The 24,674-nt window shown below is 41.1% G+C and carries 18 protein-coding genes; 8 read left to right on the top strand and 10 right to left on the bottom strand.

Translation table 11 applies throughout. From position 1 onward, the window contains the following. Positions 1–11 precede the first annotated feature (11 nt). The 3 genes from G3T18_RS15790 to bicA form a co-directional block, all read right to left on the bottom strand. On the bottom strand, positions 12–2,231 hold the full coding sequence (locus G3T18_RS15790) for a cation:proton antiporter domain-containing protein (RefSeq protein ID WP_224411533.1): 2,220 nt from the start codon (positions 2,229–2,231) through the stop codon (positions 12–14). A gap of 308 nt (positions 2,232–2,539) precedes the next feature. Continuing rightward, positions 2,540–3,934, bottom strand: coding sequence for a cation:proton antiporter (locus tag G3T18_RS15795; RefSeq protein ID WP_318013985.1), 1,395 nt, complete (start codon positions 3,932–3,934; stop codon positions 2,540–2,542). Positions 3,935–4,068: 134 nt separating this feature from the next. After that, a complete protein-coding gene (gene bicA / locus G3T18_RS15800; protein WP_224411534.1) occupies positions 4,069–5,772 on the bottom strand; it encodes a bicarbonate transporter BicA in 1,704 nt (567 codons plus the stop codon). A gap of 225 nt (positions 5,773–5,997) precedes the next feature. On the opposite strand from bicA, the gene G3T18_RS15805 reads away from it, so the two are divergent. From G3T18_RS15805 to G3T18_RS15815, 3 genes are all read left to right on the top strand, one after another. Next, positions 5,998–6,966, top strand: a complete 969-nt coding sequence (locus G3T18_RS15805; RefSeq protein ID WP_224411535.1) for a LysR family transcriptional regulator — start codon at positions 5,998–6,000, stop codon at positions 6,964–6,966. A 109-nt stretch (positions 6,967–7,075) separates the two neighbouring features. After that, positions 7,076–8,251, top strand: coding sequence for an NAD(P)/FAD-dependent oxidoreductase (locus G3T18_RS15810; RefSeq protein WP_224411536.1), 1,176 nt, complete (start codon positions 7,076–7,078; stop codon positions 8,249–8,251). 56 nt (positions 8,252–8,307) lie between these two features. Further along, entirely contained in the window at positions 8,308–8,952 is a 645-nt protein-coding gene (locus tag G3T18_RS15815) for an alpha/beta fold hydrolase (protein ID WP_224411537.1), read from the top strand. Between the two features lie 163 nt (positions 8,953–9,115). Here the strand turns inward: G3T18_RS15815 and G3T18_RS15820 are convergent, their stop codons facing one another. Further along, entirely contained in the window at positions 9,116–10,933 is a 1,818-nt protein-coding gene (locus G3T18_RS15820; protein ID WP_224411538.1) for an iron uptake porin, read from the bottom strand. 76 nt (positions 10,934–11,009) lie between these two features. On the opposite strand from G3T18_RS15820, the gene G3T18_RS15825 reads away from it, so the two are divergent. Then, positions 11,010–11,435, top strand: coding sequence for a BlaI/MecI/CopY family transcriptional regulator (locus tag G3T18_RS15825; RefSeq protein WP_224411539.1), 426 nt, complete (start codon positions 11,010–11,012; stop codon positions 11,433–11,435). Continuing rightward, complete coding sequence (locus G3T18_RS15830; RefSeq protein ID WP_224411540.1) at positions 11,435–12,277, top strand: M56 family metallopeptidase; 843 nt, start codon at positions 11,435–11,437, stop codon at positions 12,275–12,277. The genes G3T18_RS15825 and G3T18_RS15830 overlap by 1 nt, the downstream gene beginning before the upstream one ends. A 197-nt stretch (positions 12,278–12,474) precedes the next feature. Here G3T18_RS15830 and egtD read toward each other — a convergent pair whose 3' ends face one another. Then, the gene (egtD, locus tag G3T18_RS15835; RefSeq protein ID WP_224411570.1) at positions 12,475–13,479 is read right to left on the bottom strand and encodes an L-histidine N(alpha)-methyltransferase; all 1,005 of its coding nucleotides are present in this window, start codon (positions 13,477–13,479) and stop codon (positions 12,475–12,477) included. Positions 13,480–13,695: 216 nt separating this feature from the next. On the opposite strand from egtD, the gene G3T18_RS15840 reads away from it, so the two are divergent. Continuing rightward, positions 13,696–13,851 (top strand): DUF6883 domain-containing protein, encoded by a 156-nt coding sequence (locus G3T18_RS15840; RefSeq protein ID WP_224411541.1) that lies wholly within the window; start codon positions 13,696–13,698, stop codon positions 13,849–13,851. A 9-nt stretch (positions 13,852–13,860) separates the two neighbouring features. After that, positions 13,861–14,172: a DUF4926 domain-containing protein gene (locus tag G3T18_RS15845; RefSeq protein WP_224411542.1), complete on the top strand. Its 312-nt coding sequence runs from the start codon at positions 13,861–13,863 to the stop codon at positions 14,170–14,172. 22 nt (positions 14,173–14,194) lie between these two features. On the opposite strand, the gene G3T18_RS15850 is transcribed toward G3T18_RS15845, so the two are convergent. The 5 genes from G3T18_RS15850 to G3T18_RS15870 all read right to left on the bottom strand — a co-directional run bounded on the left by G3T18_RS15850 (position 14,195) and on the right by G3T18_RS15870 (position 23,228). Beyond that, positions 14,195–14,848: a Uma2 family endonuclease gene (locus tag G3T18_RS15850; RefSeq protein WP_224411543.1), complete on the bottom strand. Its 654-nt coding sequence runs from the start codon at positions 14,846–14,848 to the stop codon at positions 14,195–14,197. 75 nt (positions 14,849–14,923) lie between these two features. Continuing rightward, a complete protein-coding gene (locus G3T18_RS15855; protein WP_224411544.1) occupies positions 14,924–17,017 on the bottom strand; it encodes a CHASE2 domain-containing protein in 2,094 nt (697 codons plus the stop codon). A gap of 35 nt (positions 17,018–17,052) precedes the next feature. Beyond that, positions 17,053–17,952 (bottom strand): DUF928 domain-containing protein, encoded by a 900-nt coding sequence (locus G3T18_RS15860; protein ID WP_224411545.1) that lies wholly within the window; start codon positions 17,950–17,952, stop codon positions 17,053–17,055. 86 nt (positions 17,953–18,038) lie between these two features. Further along, positions 18,039–20,612 (bottom strand): CHAT domain-containing protein, encoded by a 2,574-nt coding sequence (locus G3T18_RS15865; protein ID WP_224411546.1) that lies wholly within the window; start codon positions 20,610–20,612, stop codon positions 18,039–18,041. A 72-nt stretch (positions 20,613–20,684) separates the two neighbouring features. Continuing rightward, positions 20,685–23,228, bottom strand: a complete 2,544-nt coding sequence (locus G3T18_RS15870; RefSeq protein ID WP_224411547.1) for a beta strand repeat-containing protein — start codon at positions 23,226–23,228, stop codon at positions 20,685–20,687. A gap of 210 nt (positions 23,229–23,438) precedes the next feature. Here G3T18_RS15870 and G3T18_RS15875 point away from each other — a divergent pair, with 210 nt between their 5' ends. Further along, positions 23,439–24,674 (top strand): DUF917 domain-containing protein, encoded by a 1,236-nt coding sequence (locus tag G3T18_RS15875; protein ID WP_224411548.1) that lies wholly within the window; start codon positions 23,439–23,441, stop codon positions 24,672–24,674.

The raw sequence follows: 24,674 nt of genomic DNA on the forward strand, positions 1-24,674 counted from the left end.
GTCGGGAGTCGTCACGCAAGATAGTTGTCAACACCTATCCAATGAGGAGAATTAGGTTCACCAAACAAAATCAAGGAAGAACTTAGTTGGGAAATTACTCTAGTAGTTACGTCACTAACCGCTAATCCCGCCACAGTCCGACGACGGAGCGATCGCAAAATTACGAGATCGAATGAACGAGCGGCTTTAAGAATTGCCTCAGCAGGCTCGTCACTGCGAATAGTTTTGATGATTAAATCTACTTGGGGGTGACTTTGACTAAGAATTTCAGCAAGTTCTGACTCAAATATGTAGATTTGTTCAGCAGTCATCGCGCGAGAGCCGACGTGCAAACAGGTAATTTGGGCTTTGTTAGTATCGGCGAATAATTGAGCAAACCTAATTGTTCTTAAGGTTTGAGGGGTAATATTTTTGACAGGGACTAAAATTTGGCGAATGTTAATTGGTTCTTCTAGCAGTCGCATTACTGCTACTGGACAATGAGCAGACCAAAAGACGCTATTAATGACATTACCAAACAAACGAGCTTGTAAGCTGGTTGTCGGACTCCAACCCATCACAATTAAACTCGCGTCTTGTTCTTTGCCAGCACGACTGATACCATAAGAAACATCGTCATCAACTCGGACGATTGTTTTCGCTTTAACTTGAAACTCCTCAGCTACAGCCGTTGCGCGTTCTAAAAGACGTTGACTTTTAGCGATCTCTAGTTCCAATTCTGGTTCATCCATGTGAACATGAGCTTTAGCGATCGATAAGGGTACGACCATTCCTGACTCATGACGCGCTAACCTTGCACCCATTTCTACTAAATACCTTTCTGTGTGGGGATTAGAAACTGGTACCAAGACGGTAAAAGGAGGATTAGAGGAAGTAGGTTGATTGGTGTGGGTAGGGACAGTACGCGGGACTACAGCCAAATCTGTGCTATCAGCGATCGCTAATGTTGAATTTTGCTTCTCTAAATTAAATTCAATGTCGCGAGAAGAAATACTAGATTCGACATCGTTTGTAACTCCCCACATAGCCGTTTTGCTGTCTAATTTTGTTTTTGGTAGCGGTAATTTTCTCGCAAAACGAGCTGTCAAAACTGGTCCGAGAATTGCTGTCACCAACATCAAAACAATTACAGTATTGAACACAGAATCCGGAATCAAGCCAGCATTTAAACCTACCAAAGCGGCTGCTAAAGTTGCTGCTACTTGTGGTAAAGACAAAGACCACATTGTCATCGTTTCGTTCCAGTTATAACCGAAGCATTGTTTAGTAATAAAAGCAGCTAAAAATTTGCAACTAATTAACACTCCCACAATTGCCCCAGTTAATAACAATTCTGTTGTCAAAGTATTAACAAAACCAGAAACATTTAGCAGCAATCCCATATCAACAAAGAAAAAGGGAATAAATAAAGTGCTGCCAACAAACTCAATTTTTTCTTCTACTGGAGAGCCTCCGACTACATCATTCACTGCTAAACCAGCTAAAAAGGCACCGACAATTTTATCAACATTTATTATTTGCGCTCCTACAGATGCTAAAAATACTGCTAAGAGAACAAACAAAAATTGATTGCTTTCTTCGTCTCCCGTGCGGCGAAAATATTCTTTTCCAGCCCAACCAAAACCAAATAACACAATAACTGAGTAAATTGCTAAAGCTCCTAGTTGGCTAACTAAACTAACAGCAGAAAAATCACCGGCATGAATAGAAACACAGATTGCTAGAATGAGCAAAGCGGAAATATCAGTGAAAATTGTGGCGCCAATACTAACAGTTACTGCTTCGTTATTTGTTACTCCTAAACGGTTAACGATTGGATAACCTAAAAGGGTATGGGAAGCAAGTAATGAACCAATTAAAATCGAAGCATTCCAGCCCATTCCCAATGCTAAACCAACGCTGGCACCACCGATTAAAGGAATTATAAACGTAGCAAAACCAAAAGTCAAAGAACGATTTTTAGTTTTGCGAAATTCTGCTAAATCTATTTCTAATCCTGCGACAAACATGAGATAAATTTTCCCAATGTCTGAAAGCAATTTCATGGTTTCTGATTCAGCACTGAGCAATCCTAAACCGTCAGGTCCCAAACAAACTCCAGCAACCAATAAACCTACCAATCCTGGTAATCGAAGACGTTCAAAAATAGGCGGGAGTATCAAAATAACTAAAAGCAGGATTGTGAAACCGACAATTGGACTATCTGGCAGCCACTTAAGTATTTGTTCCATTGCGATAAACTTCAGTTTTTAGGGAGCGAAAAACCATAAATATTATTGATTTTTTTGTTCGTTTTTTGTTGTTCGCGGCTATTTTTAAACCTCTTAATTACCTGACGAACAGGTTGAGGAGACTTAGCAGAGCATTAATATTAGTAAAGGCTTGACTAATCCCGAAAAAAATTAGTAAGCCAACTAAGAACAAATAAAGTTTTTGAGACTTGAAAATTAGCCAAAATTTGTTTTCACAATTATTGCTGAGAAGATAGTGAGATTAAAATTAGCGATCGCGATAGTTGGGCGATCGCTTTTTTAGCTATTTATTTCGCGATATCTGCTTCCTCAAAAGATTCCAAAACATCTTCTTCCTCTGTTGTATTTTTCAATGCCAATCTTAAGAAAGGAGGTGCCAAGAAAGTTGTCAGAATGACCATGATAATAATTGCGGCTTCCAAAGGTTTACTAAGTACACCACTCGCCGAACCAATCCCAGCAAAAACCAGTCCAACTTCACCTCTAGGAATCATTCCTACACCAATTGCTAAACGATTAATTGGTGTTTTACCTGTAACTGACCAACCTGTAATTACCTTACCAATAATTGCGACAACAAGCAGAAAAGCCGCAATTACTAATCCTTGTCTATTAGTGGGAATCGCTGGATTGAGAACACCTAAATCAGCTTTTGCGCCCACACTCACAAAGAAAATTGGAACTAAGATATCAGCGATGGGAATTACCTGTTTATCAAGTTCTTTGCGCTTATCAGTTTCATCAAGAACTAAACCAGCAGCGAAGGCGCCCAGAATTGCTTCCAGATGAATTGCATTAGCGAGAAATGCCATTAAGAAAGCAAAGGTAAAAGCAGGAATAACTAAATTTCCGCGTGTTTGTAATCTTTCAGCGATCGCGACAAAAGATTTGTTGAAAAATTTCCCCAGAAAAATCGAACCGAGGAGAAAAACACTGGCACTTGTCATCAAATAAATCAAGTTGACAATATCAACTTCGCCAGTTTTGGCTAAACTTGCTACTACTGCCAAAACGATAATTCCCAAGACATCATCAATCACTGCGGCGCCAACAATAATTTGACCTTCTCTTGACTTGAGATAGCCTAATTCAGAGAGAACTTTGGAAGTAATTCCAATGCTGGTAGCAGTTAAAGCTGCACCTGCAAAAATAGCAGGAATTGCCGGAACATTAAAAAAGAACATTAAACCAATAGTTCCCGCAGCAAAAGGCGCAACTACACCAACTACAGCGACAACTGCTGCTTGATAGCCGACTTTTTGCAATTCCCGCAAGTCTGACTCTAAACCAATTTCAAACAGCAGAATAATTACGCCTAATTCCGCCAAAACCGAAATTACTTCGCTTTGCGTTTCAAAAATACTGCTGACAGATTCAGGACTTAAATTGCCGATCGCCTGGAGAACTGTCATAATAACTGAGTCGCTAGCTTCGGCACCAACTTCGGGAAACATTAGCAGATGCAAGGCGGAAACACCGACAATTACACCAGCGACTAATTCGCCTAAGACTGGAGGTAAATCTAGCGCTTTTGATAACTCGCCACCGAGTTTACTAGCAACATAAATCACAACTAAACTTAGTAGCACTCCGGTTAAAATCATCGGCGAATTTCCCGGATCGGTTGCCGTTGCTAGTAAAGGATTGGTAAGGTTTTGCCAAGCTAGAGAAGTCATGCTCATTTCTCTTTTTCTCCTGTGTGAATGTTTGGTTTTTGAGCGAAATTAATCAATGGTGGATTAGGTAAAGTTAGTTAATTAGCGATCGCGTTTTTTGCTTAAATCTTGACTTAACCCGCCAGATTTAAACTTGCCAGTTACAACACCTTTGATTCCAAATTGAGTGGTGTTTCAGTAGTATTGGTGTAGGAATCGTTAATATTCACCAAAGCTAGTGCTTGTTGTAGTGCTTCTAAACGACTGATTCCGACGTGATTTGGGGGAAGTATTGACCAAATACCTAGTTTTTCTAAGCGTTTCTTAATTTTGCCTTCAGCACCGACGATGAAGACGTGACGACCTTTATCAATGGCATCTTGAATCGTGTTTTCAATGGCGAGTGAAGAAGTTACACCTAAGATGGGAACATCACTAAGGTCTACAATGAGAACATCGTGATCGACCATTGCTGTTTGTTCGCGAGCGATCGCTTTCGCTACTCCAAAAATCATCGGACCGCTAAGGTGGAACAAGAGGACTCGATTCTCAGCGCGATCGAGCAATTGTCTTTCTTCGGGAGAAAGTAAGATTTCGTCGTCAGCATCGGTGACAGTTTTGACATCGTTAGCTTGTAGTTGGGTCAGGCGATCGATAGTTAAGATATTAGCGATAAATACTCCAACTCCAACTGCAACAATCAAATCGACGAAGACTGTGAGTAAGATTACGCTATACATAATCAATGAGCCTTTCACCGAGATTTTATGAGCGCGTTTGAGGAAACTCCAGTCGATGATGTCAATACCAACTTTGAGGGCGATACCTGCTAAAACTGCCATCGGAATTGTCGCAGTCAGAGGTGCAGCCCAAAGGACAACGATGAGTAAAACAAAGGCGCGGGTTAAGCCTGAAAGTGCGGTGCGACCACCACTTTGAATGTTAACGACGGTTCCCATTGTTGCTCCAGCACCAGCAATACCGCCGAATAATCCGGAAGCGAGGTTGCCCAGTCCTTGCCCAATTAATTCTTTGTCTGAGTTGTGATGGGTACGAGTTAAACTATCGGCAACTACGGAAGTAAGTAAGGCATCGATACAGCCCAGCATTCCGAGAACTAAGGCATCGACGAGCATGACTCGAAACTGACTGGGAGTGAAGTAAGGTAGTTGCAAACTAGGCAAACCAGCAGAAATTTCGCCGATGCGTCGAATCTCTACACCTTGGAAGAAGAATAACGATACCGCAGTACCAATAATTAAAGCGGCTAATTGGGGAGGAACGATACGCTTCCATTTAGTGGGCATTAAGACGATAATGGCTACCGCGATCGCCGCTAAAATCGTTTCGGGAAGACTAATGTTATTAATTAGTGTGGGTAAGTTTTGAATTGTCCCGATTACGCCACCTTTCGGTGATGCCTGTCCTAGAAACGGTCCAAGCTGAAGAATAATCAGGATAATGCCAATCCCGGACATGAAACCGGAAACTACTGTATAAGGCATCAAGGTGACATATTTCCCCAGCCGCAAAACTCCAAAAATAATTTGGAATACTCCCGCCATCATTACGACGGTGAATGCCATCGCCAAGCCGTTGTCGGGGTCGGCTGCTGTCAAACTAGCAATTACTGCTGTCATGATGACAGTCATTGGTCCGGTGGGCTCGGAAATTAAGGTCGGAGTACCACCGAATAAGGCAGCAAAAAAGCCCACTAATACTGCTCCCCAAAGCCCAGCCGCAGCCCCGGCTCCGGAGGCAACACCGAAGGCTAGTGCCATCGGCAGGGCGATAACTGCGGCAGTTAGTCCGCCGAAGATATCCCCTTTTAGGTTGCGAAAATGAATGCGATTAGTGAGTTGCATAAGTGAAAAAGTCGTTCAAGGTTTGCATACAAGTTGAGAAAAATATTTCGATTGCAGAGTGGAGACTCGCTCCGCTCCATTTATAGATAAAAAACTATTGTTTGCTTTTCATCTATCGTTTTTTTTCGATGTTACAATGATACAGGTCAAGCAGAAAAATTGTAATTTTTTTTTGCTAATGATTACTAGTCCCAAACATAATTTAAGCTTATGAGAGGTAGAAAGTTGATGAGCGCAACCTTACATCAGTTAGAAGTGTTCGAGACTGTTGCTCGTCACGGTAGCTTTACCCGTGCCGCCGAAGAGTTATCTATCACCCAACCGACTGTTTCTGGGCAAGTCAAGCAATTAAGCCAAACTGTTGGTATGCCTTTGTTCGAGCAGATTGGCAAACGCCTTTATCTCACCGAGGCTGGTTCTGCGTTACTCACCACTTGTCGGGAAATCTTCTCCAACCTAGATAATTTCCAGATGAAAGTAGCTGATTTACAGGGGATGAAGCAAGGAAAGTTACGTTTAGGGGTGGTAACGACTGCTAAATACTTTATTCCGAGACTGTTAGGTTCATTTTGCCAGAAGTATCCAGAGATTGATGTCGCGCTAGTGGTGACGAATCATCAAACTCTCCGGGAAAGAATGCAAGACAATGCGGACGATTTATATGTTCTGAGTCAACCACCAGAAGATACAGATTTGCACAGTCAAGCTTTTCTCGATAATCCTTTAGTTGTCGTTGCTAAGAAGGGTCATCCTTTATCAAGGAAAAGTAAAGTTCCGATTAAAAGCTTGAGTAACGAAGCATTTATTATGCGCGAGTCTGGTTCCGGCACGCGCAGAGCAGTCCAACAGCTATTTGCCAAGCACAAAGTGAATGTTTCTGTCAAGTTAGAATTGGGTAGTAACGAAGCAATTAAACAAGCGATCGCTGGGGGTTTAGGTATTTCAGTTTTGTCTGCTAACTGTCTGATTCCTGAAGGCACGATGGCAGAATTAACGGTTCTGGATGTCCAACATTTTCCCATTCAGTGTTCTTGGTATGTAGCTTATCTCGGAGGGAAACAGCTCTCAGTGATTGCCGATACGTTTCGCAAATATCTCCTAGATAAGAGTAACCACATCTCAGTTCCTACAGCCGCTACAAATGGATCTCGCTCTGTCGTAGAACTTATCAATTCCAAGAGGAAAAAATCTTAACTTAGAGGTATTACCAAACAATTAGAGGCTAGAAAGGGGCAACCACGGGGGGTTGCCCTTGTGTTTGTTTGTGGCAAGCTGGAAAAGATGAATAAGCGATTAAGTAATCATGAACTACGATTGGATTGTTGTGGGTGGTGGGTTCGCTGGTGGTGCTTTAGCTTACGAATTAGCCAGTAAAGACTTTGCCGTTTTATTACTAGAAAAAGATGCCACTCTAGATAATGCGACTCGCTATAGTTATGGTGGACTTGCTTATTGGTCGGGAACTGACGAAATAACCAAACAATTATGTGCTGAAGGCATTGAAATTCACCGTCATCTATCTGAGGAATTAGATGCTGATACAGAATTTCGAGAAATAGATTTATTACTAACTATAGATCGAGGAGTTGAGCCACAAAAAGTAGTAACAGAATATCGCAAATTTGCGCTCGCGCCCAAACTGCTAAATATTGAACAAGCAAGCGAATTAGAACCACTTTTGAATAAAAATGCCATCGCTGGTGCTTTACACTTGAATCACGGTCATATTCATCCCCTAAAAACTACTCAAGGCTACCTTAACGCTTTTCTTCACCTCGGCGGTAAAATTGCCTACGACAAAGTAGTGGAATTACTGCGAGCCAAAAATCGGATTTTAGGAGTTAAAACTACAAAAACAACTTATAACAGTCCTAACACCGTAATTTGCGCCGGAGGATTTAGTCGTAGTTTACTTCACGCCGCCGGAATTAAGGTGAGAGTCTATTTTACCCATTCGGAAATCATTAAAACTCCCCCAGTAAATCTCAAATTACGCACCTTAGTAATGCCCGCCGATACAACTAGATTTACCCTAGAAGCTGAAGCCAGTAAACTAGAGTTAGATCGGCTTTGGAACCAACCTGGTTACGAACCAGTACCAGCAATTCTCGATCCGGGTGCAATTCAATTTCTAGATAATAGTATTCGTATCGGTCAAATTAGTAGAACTCTCACCGATCCAAATGCTAAAGTAAATGAATTAGTTAGTGAAGCCCGTCTTCGCAGTGCCATTGGCAAAGTGCTACCAGCTTTGGAAAATCTACCGGGAACCTGGCATCATTGTCTTGTTGCTTTTGCCCATAATAAATTTTCTGTTGTTGGTGCTTTAGAAAAAATTAGAGGAATTTATCTTTTTTCTGGTTTTACAAATACTTTAGTTTTAGCACCACCTCTTGCCAAGCACTTTGCTATTTGGGCAACAGGGCAAAAAGATGAAATTATTGCCCAGCTATCAGATCCAGTTGATTATCTTTATTAATAAAATTAATTGGAAACTATTTAGCAACCCGCCTAGTTCGCAGAGGAAAAAAGCAAATGGTTGTTTTTTATTATCCCCTTTCTTCGGAAATAAAAATTGATTCTAAACAAGTTAATGTTCAAGATGCTAAACTTCATTATGTAGAGGCAGGACGACCAAGTTCTCCCTCGGTTTTACTGCTTCACAGTGCTAGTAAAAATTCCCAAACTTGGGTAGATATTGGCACAATAAATCTCTTAGCTAAACAAAGATATCGAGCTGTTGCTGTAGATTTATATAGTAATGGTAGTTTTGCGACGAGAAAAAGTTCGCCGCAAGATTTTTTACTAGAGTTAATGGAGAAGCTAAATTTAAAGTTACCAATTTTAGTTTCTCCTTCTTTAAGTGGATTGTATAGCTTGCCTTTTGTCGCTAATTATGCAGACAATTTGAAGGGTTTTGTGCCAATTGCTCCGGTAGGAATTTTGAAATTTAGCCAACAACTCCAAGGAATTAAATTACCTACTTTATCAGTTTGTGGCAGTAAAGATACAATGGCAGCCCAAGATGAAACTTTAGTTAAATTGATGCCGAATGCTCAAAAGGTAGTCTTGGAAAATGCTGGTCGAGATTGTTATTTAGAGGCAACGGAAGAGTTTCACAAATATTTAGTTAAGTTTGTGCGCGATTGTTCTTTTTTCAAACAAAAATCTTGCTGTTAGAGCATAGACATCTTGGTCAAGTAAAAATCTCATGACTAAATGGGTGCTAAATTAATCTCTTCAGCCGCTACTAGCACAATAGTATACTTAAGACAAGCATGAATATCTTCGATTGATAAATCTGGATAGTAGTCTTGAATAAAAAATGGTTTTTTCTGGGGGGTTAAAAGCTAAATTGGGCGCGTAAGTTACCGATATAAATATTTGGATTATCGCTGAAGTTGTTGGCGTTGCCGATGAAGTAAAAGGCAGGAACTAAAGCGATTCTATCGGTTAGGGGGTAGTAGTAAGTAAATTCAAATTCATATTGTACGCCGCCGTTACCGCCACCAGAAACTAGAAATTCACGTCCGTCGAGAATCGAGAAAGGGATGAGGTAAGATAAAGTGGCTAAGGCTCCTTCTTTTCCTAAGTCGGGAAAAGCCAGACCCAGTTGCAAACTTTGAGTATTTATTTCGCCATTATCGAGGTTAGAATTTTCGGGATAAATGTTAGTGCTGCCGTAACCATAGCGTCCGAAAATGCCAAATTTGTCGGTAATTAACCAGTCAAAATTAAAGCTAAAAGTGTCGGCTGTCGCGTCGTTAAGTGCACCGCCTTGACTATCATCAGCAAAGCCTGTAAGGGGTTCTCCTAATGCACCGCCAATTTGTCCGGCGATCGCCTGGAGATTGGAGCGATTATACAAAAATCTGAGGTTAAGATTATCTGTGGGAGAATAGGTCAATTCTGTGGTGAAGGTGTTTGTCCCGCCGAATAAGCCTTCATTAGGGTTGGAAGCGGTGTTAAATAAAGTATCAGGCAGAAATTCGCTATTTTCTCCTAAATAGCCTACCCGAAAGCTGAGGATCTCGCTAGGATTCCAGATTAACACAACTCCCGAGCCGCGATCGACGGTATTTAACAATGTACTACCGCTAGAATTGAAACTACTTGCACCAGTGAAGATAGATGTAAAGTTGTTCTCATCAAAGTAACGATACCAATTAATTCTTGGTCCGACAACTGCTTGTAAATTTTTGCTAACGGGAAAACTATAAAACAATTCCCGAATAATTATATCGTTAGTTTCAACGCCCGCCGTTTGGTCAGTATAAGGAGTACCAAAAGTATAAAATAAGCCTGCGGAAACAAATTCATTAACGGGCGAAAAACCATTCCCTGCTGCTAGCTGTGTTACTAATAAATCTCTGCCAGTAAAGGAAGTGTTTAAGTTTAACCAAGTTAGATAACTAAAAGTAACTTCTGCATCTTCAACTTCCCGCACAAATGGTCTTCTGGCACTACGTTGCGCCCGAAAAGCATCTAATCCTTCGGCTTTGATTTTATCGTCGGTAAAGGCTCCCGTAAAATTGAAAAAGACATTTGCTGTGAGTTTAGTTGTGGGAGAAAAATGAGTTAATTCTAATTCTCTCGTTCGGGCTTGGATTCCGTCAACTTCCCCGCGTAAAATTGCTAGTTCATTAGCAAATTCTTGACGCAGTCGTTGCAAGGTGGCAATGATTTCGCGGTCGATTTCTCCAGTATGATTATTAGTTTCGCTACGCAAAAGTATTTCAATTTCTTGCAAACAAGCATTCAAACCTGCGGCAAATTCATAGCGACTAATTGCCCGATTGCCGCGATAAGTTCCGTCAGGATATCCTTGAATACAACCGTAATTCTCGATTAAATTACGCAAGGCTTCAAAAGCCCAATCTCCGGGAGAAATATCTCGCAATTGATTAACATTCGTAATTTGTTCGAGTGGATCGGTATTTTCTGGTTCTGATAAACTGGGGAAAAGTTCTGAGGCTGGAGTTATTAATTCTAGTTCGGGGCTGGGAGTTTCTAGATTTTCTTCATAATTTATTTCTAAAGGTGGTGTAGTATTTACTCCTGTTTGGGCTTGTGCTATCGGGAAAGGAAGTAAGCTAGCAGTTAATAAAGTTAAGCAGAATTTGAGCGGCAGATTTTTTGTTGCCGCAGGAAATTTAATCATCTTGCCTCACACTAAATCGAGACAAATTTAGTTTATATTAAACGATAAGCAATGAACAAGAAACAATGTAGAAGTTATGAGTCGTTTACCTAAGTATCGCCCGAAAAAATTGTCTCTGGGTCCTTTGGAAACGGAAATTTTAGAGATTGTTTGGCAACTGGGTTGCGTGACTGTCAAAGATGTTCATGAAGTTTTGCTTGCCGATCCCGATCGCGAGTTAGCTTATGCTTCTGTTACTACTGTGTTACGTCGCTTGACGAAAAAAGGCTGGCTGAGTTGCGATAAGCGAGAACGTGCTTTTTGCTGGCAGGCGTTGATTTCTTGCGAAGAAGCGCGGGTTATCAAGGCTTACGAACAATTGCAGAGTTTTTTGGCAGTAAGTAATCCAGATGTGGTTGCTAGTTTTGCCGATAGTCTCGATGCTGCTAGTTTAGAGCAAATTGACGCGATCGCCAAACGTCTCGATACTGTCCGCCGTCAGCGAGAGGAGGAGAAGGAATAATGCACTTGGTAATTATGTTGATAACCACCGCGATCGCTTGCTGTCTAAGATTATTTTGGCATCAATCTGGGGACAGTTGGACCACGCGCTGGCAGCGATCGCTCTTTTTCTTCCTTTTACCACCTCTGCTGTTGCTAATGACTGCGGCGGCGGTATTATTTATGGGTCCGGAAGGAAAAATGCTGGGATTACACGCGAGTTGGGTTTCTTATCTCGTGGCGATCGCTTTTCTGGCTTGGGCTGTTTTCTGCTTAATAAAACGCCTATACCAAATGTGGCATTCTTGTCAAGGACTTCGCTCTTATTCCCAATTAGAAGTAGCTGGCAAAATTGCCCACATTTTAGACACCAATTTTCCTTATAGCGCTCAAATTGGCTTTTGGCATTCTGATTTAGTAGTTAGTAAAGGATTATTACAAACTCTTGACAAAGCGCATTTACAAGCAGTTTTGGCACACGAACAAGCACACGATTATTATCGCGATACTTTCTGGTTTTTCTGGTTAGGTTGGTTGCGATTTTGCACCAGTTGGTTGCCGAATACTGAAGCCTTGTGGCAAGAATTATTATTACTACGAGAAATGCGCGCAGATCGTCAAGCAGCCGAACGAGTAGATCCGCTTTTGTTAGCAGAATCATTGTTAGAAGTAGCCAAGGCGCCATTACAATTTAGCGACAGTTTTTCCGTTGCTTTTAGTTGCGCTACCCCACCAAATCGTTTAGCAGAAAGAATCGATGCTTTACTCACTAATTCTGAATCTCCCTCGTCAGCAAATTTTTGGAGTTGGAGTTGGATGTTATTCGCTTTAATTCCTTTGTTTACTGTGCCATTCCATCAGTAATTGCTAGGAAATAAATAACCTTTATAAGGGCAATAGTAACGAGCGAAAAAATGAATTGTTTTGTCTCTGCAAATAAGATTTAATTCTTACCTCACCCCTAACACCCCTTTCCCTAACCAAGGAAGGGGGTGTTAGGTTAGACGCTCGTGAAACAACCTTGTCCTTAAAAAAGGGGAAATTTTCACAAACAGTATCAATTACTGCAACTGACAAAGTAACAAAGCAAACCAATCATTTTTGTCAGTCCAAGTATGTAGAGGTTGTAAACCTTGTTTTGCTAAATATTGGCGCATTTTTTCGAGATTGAACTTCCGAGAAATTTCTGTATGGATAGTTTCACCCTCACTAAAGTTAACAGTTAAATCGAGAGCTTTTAAACTTACAGTACAATCTTGCTGACACTGTAAGTGCATTTCAATTTGTGAATTTTCCTGATTGAAAAAAGCCCAATGTTTAAACAAGTTTGGCTCAAAATTACCCTGAAAACGCCAATTAAGGTGATTGAGCATATTCAAATTAAAAGCTGCTGTAATACCCTGAGAATCATTGTAAGCAGCTTCAAGTATTTCAAGCGGTTTTTGTAAGTCAATTCCGAGTAAAAAATAATCACCGGGTTCGAGGGCTGTGGTAATTTGGGTAAGAAAGCGATCGCACTCTTGTGGGTTAAGATTACCAATCGTACTTCCAAGAAAGAAAATCATTCTTGCTGGTAAAGTAGTTGGTTGCAATTGCGCTAATGCTTGTTCGTAGGTACTGACTAAACCGCGCACCTGTAAAGAAGGATAATCCTCTAATAATTTCTCTGCACTTTCCTGCAAAATTCCCGCGCTGACATCAATGGGAACATAGCGTAAAGAATAACCCAAATCTTGATAAGCATCCAGCAATAAACGAGTTTTGCGCGAACTCCCGCTACCCAATTCAACTAATTCACAAGCGCCAGTCATTCGCGCTACTTCTGAGGCATACTGTTCTAAAATAGCTGCTTCTGTGCGCGTGGGGTAATATTCTGGTAAATCGCAAATTTGCTCGAATAATTGCGAACCTCGGTCGTCATAAAAATAACGCGGAGGTAAAGTTTTCGGTGTTTGAGTTAGTCCCCTAACCACATCATCACCATCATCTGTTCTCGCAGACTGAGGGCTGAGTAAATGTTCGATTTGCAAACGTCGTTTTGTTGGTGCTTGAGAAAAAGTTGACATGAAACCCTTTTTGTGTATTGGTTGAACAATGGCGAGAAAGTGCCAATAGCGATCGAAACACATTGACATAAAACTTTACAATACACCCAAGAGGTATATTTCGCTACCAAATTTTGAAAAGTTGAGAAGATTATCGAGAAATTCGTGAATCTCAGGAAAATCAGATTGGAGGGAGGAAAGAGAGCGAGCGCTTATTTTAAGATTAGGTAAACTCGAATGAAGTTAGGAGATATTGTTAAATATGTTGCTGTCGATCCTCGCAAACTAACCGAATACGCTCTTAATCCAGATCATCCTCAAGGTGCAAATAAAGCATTAATGTTTCAGCGTAACTTGGGTTTTACTAAAGATGTTAATAACTTTATATATTAAGAAGTAAAAATGAATGAACCAGAATTGCTTGATGTAGTCGAATTATTAATAAACTTACCAAAAAACCAACTTACATCGGGTCAACAAGGAACGATTGTAGTGTGTTATGACGATTGCAAATATGACGTAGAATTTGCTAATACAGATGATAACAGTCCAACAATTTGTACGCTATCATCTGAACAGTTTATCGTAGTCTGGAAAGCAAAGACTAAAACTTGGTTATCATTACCAGAACAAGTAGCAGGTTTGGTTTCTAATTTATCTGAGGAAAAAAAGCGGGAAGTTTTAGATTTTGCTCGTTTTTTGCTTCAGAGGTAGAGTTAAAAAACTATCTCACTCCTTAGTTATTATTAATTAAAATATTTTCCTTAACCCAATTTTTAAACTCTCGAACGGCTTGACTACTTCCAATATCTTGACTTTCTGAAACATATTTATTCACCAAATCAATTATTGGTAGATTGGGAAAATTCGGACTAAAATTAGACTTAATGTATGTACCTCTTTCTAGAAGATTAATTTCCAATCCTTGTCGATTATATCGCCACAATTCCGGAACTCCTAAGATTTGATAATTACTAAACTGGGTGCGAGATGTCAAATCAATTTCTATCACTAAATCTGGAGGTGGAACGCTAGTCATATCTAGTCTATTTTTGCCAATTACCGCCGCTTGATTTTGAATATAAAAACAAGCATCTGGTTCAACGGCTTGCTTCATAAATGGTTTTTTGAAAGTAGTTGAACCTAGAGATTCGTAATTGATTTCTTGGTAATTCAGCAAAATTTTAACCAAGTCGCTAATAATTTCCTTAGCTTTTTCATGTTCGGGTAAAGGAACCATAATTTCCAACAATCCGTTACTATAGGAAACTCGATGCGATCGCCGTTCTCCTAATTCTGCTAAAATACTTTCAAATTGTTGCCAGTTAATATCTTCAAGCAGCAATTGCTGACCAGGTTTAAGCTTTAATTGTCTTAATTCTAATAGCATAATTATGGTTTTTTCAACATTAATTTACTCTAAAAAATATGGCTAATTTATACTTATTTTATCAGCAGATATCGCCTATTTTTGTTTGATAATTACCAAAGTAAGATCGTCAAAAACTTTCTGGGAACCAATATGTTGCCGAACATCTTTAACAACTTTTTGGCGAATTTCTTCTGGAGGAAGTTGGCGATTTTCTCTCACTAATTCACACAATCTTGCTAATCCGTAATGCACCCCTTCAGTATTTTCTGCTTCAGTAATTCCATCAGTATAAAGGACAACTACATCACCCGAATGCAAACTAATTTTTTTTTCGGCGACAAAATCAGCAATATTCTCATCCAAACCTAAAGGAAATCCCAAATCGATTGTATCAATTTCCTCTAAACTACCATCAGTGCGGACAATAATTATCTCTTCATGTTGACCGCTCAAACTGAGGGTACCATTGCTATAATCTAATAAAGCCAAAGTCATATTTTTTTCTGAATTCATGCGCTCGATATTGTGAAAAAGGGTGCGATTAAGAATGTCTAAAAATTGCACTGGATCGGTTTGTTTGCTTTCATGTAAAGTCCTAATTGCCGTTTGTGCCATAATCATTAGCACGCCACTTTCTAAACCATGTCCTGTTACATCACCAATGCTAATTTTGATCCCGCTATCGTTAGGTAATACGTCATAGTAATCGCCTCCTACTTCATCGGCAGGTTCCATATATCCGGCAATTTCTAATCCTTCAATTATCTCTAATTCTGCTGGTTTAGGTAACACCATTTGTTGCAGTTGCTTGGCAATATCTAACTCAGCATTCAAACGCAAATTTTCTGCTTGTAATTTTTGGTTAAGGGCGATAATTTCTTGATTAGCTTGAGCAAGTTGGGAGGTACGTTGTTTGACTTTTTCTTCTAAGGTTAGGGCATATTCTTTGAGATTATCCCACATAATGTAGCCGATACTGGCAATAGCTGACCCTGTAAGTGCCAAAAGTGGTGTTACGGTAGGTATCCACCAACCGACTTGAAAAGCTAAATAAGCGGTAATTACAATTGCTCCAGCGCCCAAAAAAATTGCTACTATTGCCCAATGATGGCGCAAAGAAATTGAACCTAAACTAGCGCTATATCCAGACCAAAATAAGATCCACAGCCACCCCCAAGGTCGCTCCCAACCTTGGATAATCAAGCGAGATTCTAAAGCTGCACTTAAAATTTGGCTGGCTATATTTCCATGAATAACTACTCCTGGAGTTAGTTCAATTCTCCCAGATTTTTCGCTACTATATGGTGTGGAGAAAAAGTCGTTGAGGCTGGGTGCAATTGCACCAATTAAGACTAGGCGATCGCGGAAAAAATCTTCGGGGATGCGATTTTCTAAGACGTCGGTTAAGGAAATAGTCAAAAACTTATCTAAATCTCCCCGATAATTTAAGAGAATTTGGTATCCTCCTGTCTCGGATTTGAAGTAATTTCCCTGCATTCCAGTTAAAGGATTAAATACTGCCTTACCTAAGCGATAAATTTTTTTCTTTTCGTCGATAACTTCTAACTCAATCCCTTCTTTTTGCAAATAAATTAAAGCCAGTTTAGTTCCTAATCCTTCGCGAAATTCGCCCTGATTGTTACCTAAAACAATTAAACTGCGGCGGAGCTTACCGTCAGCGTCTAAAATTAAATCTGCTGCCGCTACTTGCCCTAATTCCTTTAAAATTGGCGGTGGTGGAACTGGCACTCCAGCGACTTTTTCAATCCCGATTAAATTAGGTGTAGATTGAAATAGTTCGACTAATTCTTGATGTCCTGGTTCGACAGGCAAATCCCGATAAAGATCGATCCCGATCGCGGTTGGTTCTTGAGTTTGAATGTTGCGAATTAATTGAGCCATTTGCCGATCGCTCATGGGCCACTGGGCGAGATGCTGAATATCTTCTTCGCTAACTGTCACGATCGCAATCCGCTCTTCGACAGATTCTTCGGGACGCATGAGCATTAAGCGATCGTACATTTTCCACTCAAGTAAGCGAAAAACACCTGCTAGATTTCCCGCGATCGCTAATCCGGCTACACTTGGAGCAATAATTATTATGCTTAGTTGTCGTCCAAGTTGCTGTTTCAGCTTCTTCCACATTTTTTTGAGCAAAATTTTGACGAATTTTTTCCTTGCGAGCATCTTGCTCGCTTAATTTTCCCTGGTAAATTGCTTTTTTACCACTGTTCGCCCAAAGGTTGAGTAGATATTTCCTCTAAACCTACTTGTTGTAACAAATCTCGCCACTCACTCGCGAATAGTGAGTTTTCTGGCTGGGCTTTTTGTGCCGCAGCTAAGACGGCGAGGGTATCGTACCAAATCCCTAACTCAGCATAGGATGTAGCTTTTTCGAGGGGATTTGCCGAGGAATTTGCCAAATTTGTCGGTACTTCTACTCGTTCGATCCAACCACTAACGCCATAGTTACTCGGTTGAATTGTTTCTCCGGGTTGAATTGGGGCAAAAAACCAAGCGTAGTTTTTGCCAATTTCTAATTCTGGTGCGTCTTCGGGTAAAGTTACGCTGACAATTCCACCTTCACCAGAAACCTTGATGATGGTTTGATAGTGATGATTTCGGCGTTCGTCTTGAAGGCTAAAAAATATTTCTCTTGAAGTTGTTGGTGGTAGGTAAACAAAAAATGTGGGACGAGCAGCGATCGTTTGTCCGTAATTCGTACTTGGTAACAAAGCAGTTAAGGCGGGTAATCTTTCATTCCGAGTAGCGCCTCCTGCGTTGGTTTGGGGGGCGCTTTCCCCTGGAGGTGCAAAAATAATTTCGCCACGAGTACCGCCTCCCGTGCTAGTTCCTGGAGCGTTTTCTCCTGGAGGTGCAAAGGTTACCTGACCGCGAGTACCGCCTCCTGTACTGGTAGCTGGGGCGCTTTCTCCGGGCGCTGTAAATTTCACTTGAGCGCGAGTACCACCGCCAATGCTGGTAGCTGGGGCGCTTTCTGCTGGGGGCTGAAATTGCAAAGCGATCGCCAAATTATTGTCTGAGCTTTCATTTGCTGTTATTTTGGGACTTGCTTGTCCTGATTGGGAGAAGCTAGCGGCTATAACTAAAATTCCACTCATAGTTCTCACAGAAAGGCTTTGTCGTAGAAATGATTTCGATCTAAACATACATTTAATACTCCTTATCCTGCGATGATTAATCATACTTACAACCAATTGCCAATTAAAACAAAAGCTGCCCAAAAATAAGGATGATCGTAGACAGGATTTTTTAACAGTGCTAGTTGGGCTTGACGAAGGGCTTCAGCTTTGGTTATCGATTGATTTTGCTGTGTTAGCTGCTGATAAAATTCGCTCATGAGTACGGCTGTGGATTCGTCGTTAACAGACCAGAGACTTGCTAAGGTACTGTAAGCACCCGATCGCAATGCTAATCCTGCTAATCCTAGTGTGGCACGGCGATCGCCGGATGCAGTTTCACAAGCGCTTAAAACTAATAATTCTATAGGTTTGAGAATCCCGACTCTTCTTTTTTCAAATAAGACATCGAGTTCGGTGACGTTTAAACGACTGTCCCAAGTTAGCAAAAAGGTTTCTTCTGGGTTAGAACTAAATTGACCGTGGGTGGCTAGGTGAACGATGGGAAAAGAGCGATCGCTAATTAATTTTTGAAATTGGGCAACGGTAAACTCTCGATCTAAGAGTACCTTAGTTTCGATTTCTCGAGCAATTTGTTTGATTTCTGTTTCGACTGCGGGTAAGGGGGAAAAGCCTTGACGGGCTTGGGTTAAGCCGACGGTTAAGGCGTTTAGTTGTTGTTTTTCTAAGGCTTGGGGAAATAGTTGTAATCCGGAACTTAAGGCGATACTATATTTCTCGATGATATACTGCTGACCGTCATAAAGTGCTGCTATTGGTAAGTTACGCAAGGAATCGTCGAGGACGAAAACTAAAGTTTCGATGCGATCGCGATTTAAATCAATTTCTGCTGGTTTAATCAGCCAATCGTAAATTTCCTCGAAAAGACTTAATCTTGCTTGACTCGAATAACCTAGGTAAAGAGAAGAGTAGGCTTTTTGCAAAGTTGCTTCTACTTCTGTGGCTGGTAATGGAGTTGCATAGTGGCGTAAAGCGCGATCGGGTAACGAAAGAATTACTTCCAGGCGCGATGGTAAAATAATTGGATAAATTACGGCTGCTTCGGTGTCGATTTCATCTATTTGTACTGGCTTCACATCTAAACAAGCGTCGCGGAAAAAGTTGTCTAATTCAACGATCTGTAAGGCTTCGATAACTTCTCTTGCTTGTTTAAGATCGGCTTGACTAGCATCAGGTTGCAATAACAAACTAACAAATTCTCGATAAATTGGTTCGACGCTGCTGGTAAAGTTAAATTGGATCTCGCTCTCGATCGCTACGAGATCGCTGCGTAAGGATTGCAGATTTTGGTAAGCTTCTCGATAAGCGGATTTGGCAGCTTCGATGTTTCCTTGCTGGTTGAGAATTCTACCTAACTCAGCCGCAGCACGAGCAACTAAATCGGCAGCATTGAGTTGTTGAGCAATTTGTAACGCTTGCTGGCTAAGTGTTTGGGCTGATGCTCGCTGTTGGTTTTCGCTATAGAGTTTGCTAAGTTGATAGAGACTGTAGGCTTCGGCACGGCGATCGCCAATTTCTCTGGCTTGTTGCACCCCAGTTGCTAAAATTAAAGCTATTGTTTGCCGATTTTTTTGCTTAGTTTGTTTGGCTATTTCTCTCGCACTTGCTGCTAAATTTATTCTCGCATAAATTGAAGCGCGACTGGGGGCAAGTTCTGAGATTTTTAACTCTATTTCGGCAATTAACTTTTCTGCTTGCTCCCATTCTTTATTTTGAACTAATAAACTAATTAAATTTAGTTCTACTTGCACTTCAGTAAGCTCGTTTGCTGCTAATTTAGCAGCTTCTTGATAATAGTTTGCGGCTACTTCATATTGTTCTAAATCTCTGGCAATATTGCCAATACTCATTAAGGTAGCACTGGTATCAGCATTAGCCGCAAATTTCTGGCTAATTGCCCAACTTTGTTCTAAGATTTCTTTCGATTTTAATAAGTCACCGCTCGTTTGTAAAGCTATCCCTAAACTTTGTAATCCTTGAGCTTTCAACAGCGAATCTGGTTGTGCTTGTAGTTGAATAACTAACTTTTCTAATAACGATCTTGCCCGTCGATATTGTCCCAAAGCTTTTAAAGCTTGTGCTTGATTAATTTGACTGCCTAATTTACCTGTTTCATTACCAGCGCGACTGTAAGCAGTTTCGGCTTGCTGCCAAGTTGCTAACGCAGCTTGGGTTTGTCCTTTAGCTAATTCTAAGCTACCTTTGGCATTCAAAGCTTGAGCAAAAATTGCTATTTTTCTCTCATCATTTCTCCCTTGATTTTCTAATAACTTCAAACTGGTTTCAATCGCTTTTTCAGCTTCTTGCCATTGTCCCAATTCTTGATAAGCTAAACTGAGATAATTAAGGGCTTGTGCTTGGTTAAAAATCTCTCCTTGTTGCCGATAAATTGCTTCTACTTGTTGCCAAAAATTTATCGCTTGGGAAAACTGTCCGCTTTGGTAAGATTGTTTTCCCGCTTGTAAAAGTTGGGCTGGTGCAGATTCTGGTTGGACGAATTGCGCGATTGTTGCGGTAGGCTGAAACGCGATCGCACGAACAGTTGTTACTAAAAGTAAACTAATAGCAAACCAACAACAAAAAACTAGTAAACTTTTGCTTTTTCCTCCTAGGAGGTTCATAACTCACCCAACCATAGTAATAGTTTCATTGGTTCCAGTAAATCACCTTGACAATTACCAGTTTTTCTGGTATTAATCAGAACTAATCTGGCTACATTCTCGAGATGGAATCAACCTAGATTCGCCATCATTTGGAAGTGCTGCTACTAACTCAATTTGTCCCTCTTGATTCACAATCCAACCTGTGGCTTGAACAATTTGCCGAACTTGTTTTTCTGATTCGACTTGTTCGAGTGAGACAGAAATATTTCTCCGAGAATTTGTGCTTGCAACTGACCAATCTTGTAAATCCAGCCAGATAGTTTGACCTCTAATTGTTGCGCTAGGGTCTTCAGGTAAACCACCGCGTCCAGTTATAGTAAAAGAATTACCGCTTGCGGCAGCACAACCAACAATAATGCGATCGCTTTTATCGCTTACTTCTTCTGGTAATTCTACCAATGCCGAAGTTGTATCTGCTTCTGGGGTACTAATTTCCACCATTCCCGCAATTCCTGTTTCAGAACTAGCATTAATTTCGCTGAGTGAGTTATTCAAATTTCCTTCACTCAAACCTAAACCAAAAATGCCTTGACTGGTAATATTAATATTGCCACCACTTCCAGCAAACGCATTAGCCACAATATCGCTATTTTCGTTCGGTAAAGCGACGATAAAGTTAGCATTAATATTCACATTACCACCGTCACCAAATCCGGTTCCACTACCTGCTTCTGCGGAAATGACGCTATTATTTCTTAGTTGCAGCAAATCTCGCACTTCCAAATTCAGGTTTCCTCCTCCTCCAGAAATTGTCGAAGCAGTAATCCCACCTTGACTGTCGAGAAACAACGAATTTACTTGTAGGGAAAGATTTCCCGCATCCCCAGTTCCGTCATTCTTAACAGTAACTAAAGCTTGGTCGCGAACGTGCAACACGGGAGTATTAATCGTCACATTTCCAGGACTACCAGAGGGAACCGGAGGAAGTCCGAAAAATACTTGCAAAACTGGATCGGGTGTATTAGCTGCCGAACCAATTTGAGAAGGAGTAGTTACTTCAGGCGATCGCACCGTACCGCTAATTTCAATTGATTCAGAAGCATTAACAGTGACATTTCCCGCGTTACCAGAGGCGATCGTATTTGCATCGACTCTACCGCCATCTCTTAACACTAATTTAGCTGTATTCACCGCGATCTCGCCTGCATTACCAGCATTAAATGCTGAAGCCGACAACAAACTACCCGAAAAACTAGGACTAAAGCCAATTAATTCTACGCTTTCACTAGCATTGATAATGACATCACCACCTGGTCCAGTTCCCAAAGCTGTAGACGATATTTGTCCTCCATCAAGAACTCTCAACCGTGGCGTCAAGACGTTAATATCCCCAGCCATTCCCGAACTTCCTAGGGAGCCAGTAATAATATTACTAATAAACGGTTGATTGTTGCGATCGAGAGAAAATCCTTCAATCAGCACCGATTCTGAGATATTTACTTCAACATTGCCACTGCTTCCGGAACTAAAAGTGCGTGTTCCTGCTTGTCCTCCAGCTTGAAAAATTAAATTACGGGCGGAAACTTGCCAACCTCCTGAATCGGCAGCAGTGACAGTTTCATTAACTAAACTACTTGGTGGAGTACCATCGGGATCGAGTCCTACAGCGATTAAAGATTCGGAAAGATTAACGCTGATATTGCCAGCTTTTTGACTACCTTGGTTTTGAATCAAAACTATCGAACCATCGTAGAGTTCAAAATTGCGCCCCCAAATCGCGATCGCACCTCCGGGAATTCCACTTGCGTCTGCGGCTGATTGAGAGAAAAATTTGATGTCGCGAAAGTTGGCTATTTGTTCATAGTTTAATACCCAACCTTGGTTTGTAGGTTCGAGTCTGACGTTTCCTTCGGCTACTGCACCTAACTCAATTCTGCCTGCTTCGGCGGTTAAGACTCCCCCAGTGACAGTGACGTTTCCCCCGACTAAAGCGAGGGTATTTCCTGACGGAACTTGTAAACCCCGGACGTTTCCTCTATTGTGTGGCAATAATTGAGGTTGATTGATATCATGTCCGGAACCGTTCACCTGAATCGCACCGGGATTTCTGCCATATTGTAAGCCTAGGGGAACGCTGATGGTTAATAAAGGTGAATTTTGGGGATTTTTGGCACTATAGAAACTACCGTCCGCAAACTCGATGCGATCGGCGGTACTGGCAATAAATGAGCCACCCAAATCGAGTTTGGCATTAGCACCGAAGATAATTCCGCTAGGGTTAATCAGAAATAAATCTGCGCTACCGTTAGCACGAATTAAGCCGTCGATGTTGCTAATTTTTCCTCCGGTGACGCGGGTAACGATCTGATTAATGTTTTGAGCATTATTGAAAAATGCCGTATTGTTGAGGAGAACCGAAAATTCTTGAAAACTGTGGAATAAGTTATTTCCGGCAGTTGTTCCCCCATCAATTTTCCAAGTGTTACCATCTTGGTTTACTAAAGAGTCATTCGGCAAGGTATCATCGGGAACAATTTGGGCGACAACAGGAGTAGAAAATGCTCCTAAGCCGATCGCTAACAAAGCATTCGTTAACCACCATTGCCATAAACAAGAAATCTGGCGGTCGAGCATGGATCTCGCTACCCGAAGAACAATTGTAAAAACTACTCGAGCAGTTAGCATTTTACCACGAGCGGCTGGGAAAAAATCGGTCTTACTAGTCCAGGTAGAAAAATCTTAAAACTTAGTTAAAAAGCCTAATTTTTAGGTAGTAAGAGCGGTAAATTAAATTGTCTCAAAATCTTCGGTATTTCTGAGAAAAATTTGCGGAGGGAGAGGGAAATGAGACAATTAGGAGAACAGGAATTAGAAGATCTTTTAAATGGGGCTGCATTTCTTGCTAGTGGCGGTGGCGGTTCGCGGCAGATGGGGGAAGAAATCCTTCAGGCAATTCTAGCAAAATCAGAGACAGTCACGCTGTTAGATTTTCAAGAAGTAGAGCAACCTCAATGGGGAGTAGTTCCTTTTGCTGCGGGTGCGCCCAGTGATGTACACCCTCAACAAGCACGCAGTTTTTTAAGTCTACATTTTTCTTTGAGCCATTTCAGCCGTGAAAAGCCAGAAACTGGGCGAAATTATACTCTCTCAGATTTGCTCGCAGCAGCGATCGCGCCTGTGGAACTTGTGGAAGAAATTATCGGAGAAAATTTTTCTTTTGTTCTCCCGATCGAAATTGGTACTGCTAATACTTTTTTAGCCATGTTTATTGCGGTGAGTCAAAATATCGCGATCGTTAATGGTGATGGGGCTGGCAGATCCGTACCTTCGCTGGAGATGTTAACTTACTCTCACAGCGATCTTCCTGTTTATCCTGGAGCAATGGCTTCGATTCCTTCGCCGTTTGACTCCAATAACCAAACTAAGCTAGCAATCTATCCTAACCAAATATCCACAAGCAACGATTTGATGATTCAAACAATGCAAACTGAGGAATTTGGTAATGCGGGGGTGATGGCAAGTTATGTTATGACTGGCGAGACGTTACAAAATCTATGTCCGATCGTTCCCAATACCATCAGTCTAGCATTAGAAATTGGTTCAGTTTTGCGTCAAGCCACAGAGCAAGGGAAAAACCCCATTACGGCTTTGTTAGGATATTTTGACGAGAATCCTGCTTTACCAAATGCTTTTCTTTTGGGTGAAGGTGAAATTGTTGACATTAAGAAGGAAAATGTTGGTCGTTTAGATAAACTAGAAGTTATCGTCGCAACTGACAAAGGAGAAATTTGTATTTCTGGTTTCAACGAAAATTTGGTAGCCTACTGCAACAATTCCCACGAAGTACCTCTAGCGATCGGACCGGATTTAATTTGTTACTTGACTCCCGATGGCATAGCCTTAACTAATGAAGAATTAGAGAAGGGCATCTACCTAGGAATTATTGGCTTGCAAGCCCCAGAAGAATCTCAGCAACCTACTGTTATTCAGGGCTACCGAGAAGGAATTACTCAACTCGGATATGCGCCTTATATACCCATTCAATATTTACTAAATTCCTTCGATCCTTGGCGTTGCTGA

The organism is Oscillatoria salina IIICB1, from assembly GCF_020144665.1.
Taxonomy (GTDB): Bacteria; Cyanobacteriota; Cyanobacteriia; order Cyanobacteriales; family SIO1D9; genus IIICB1.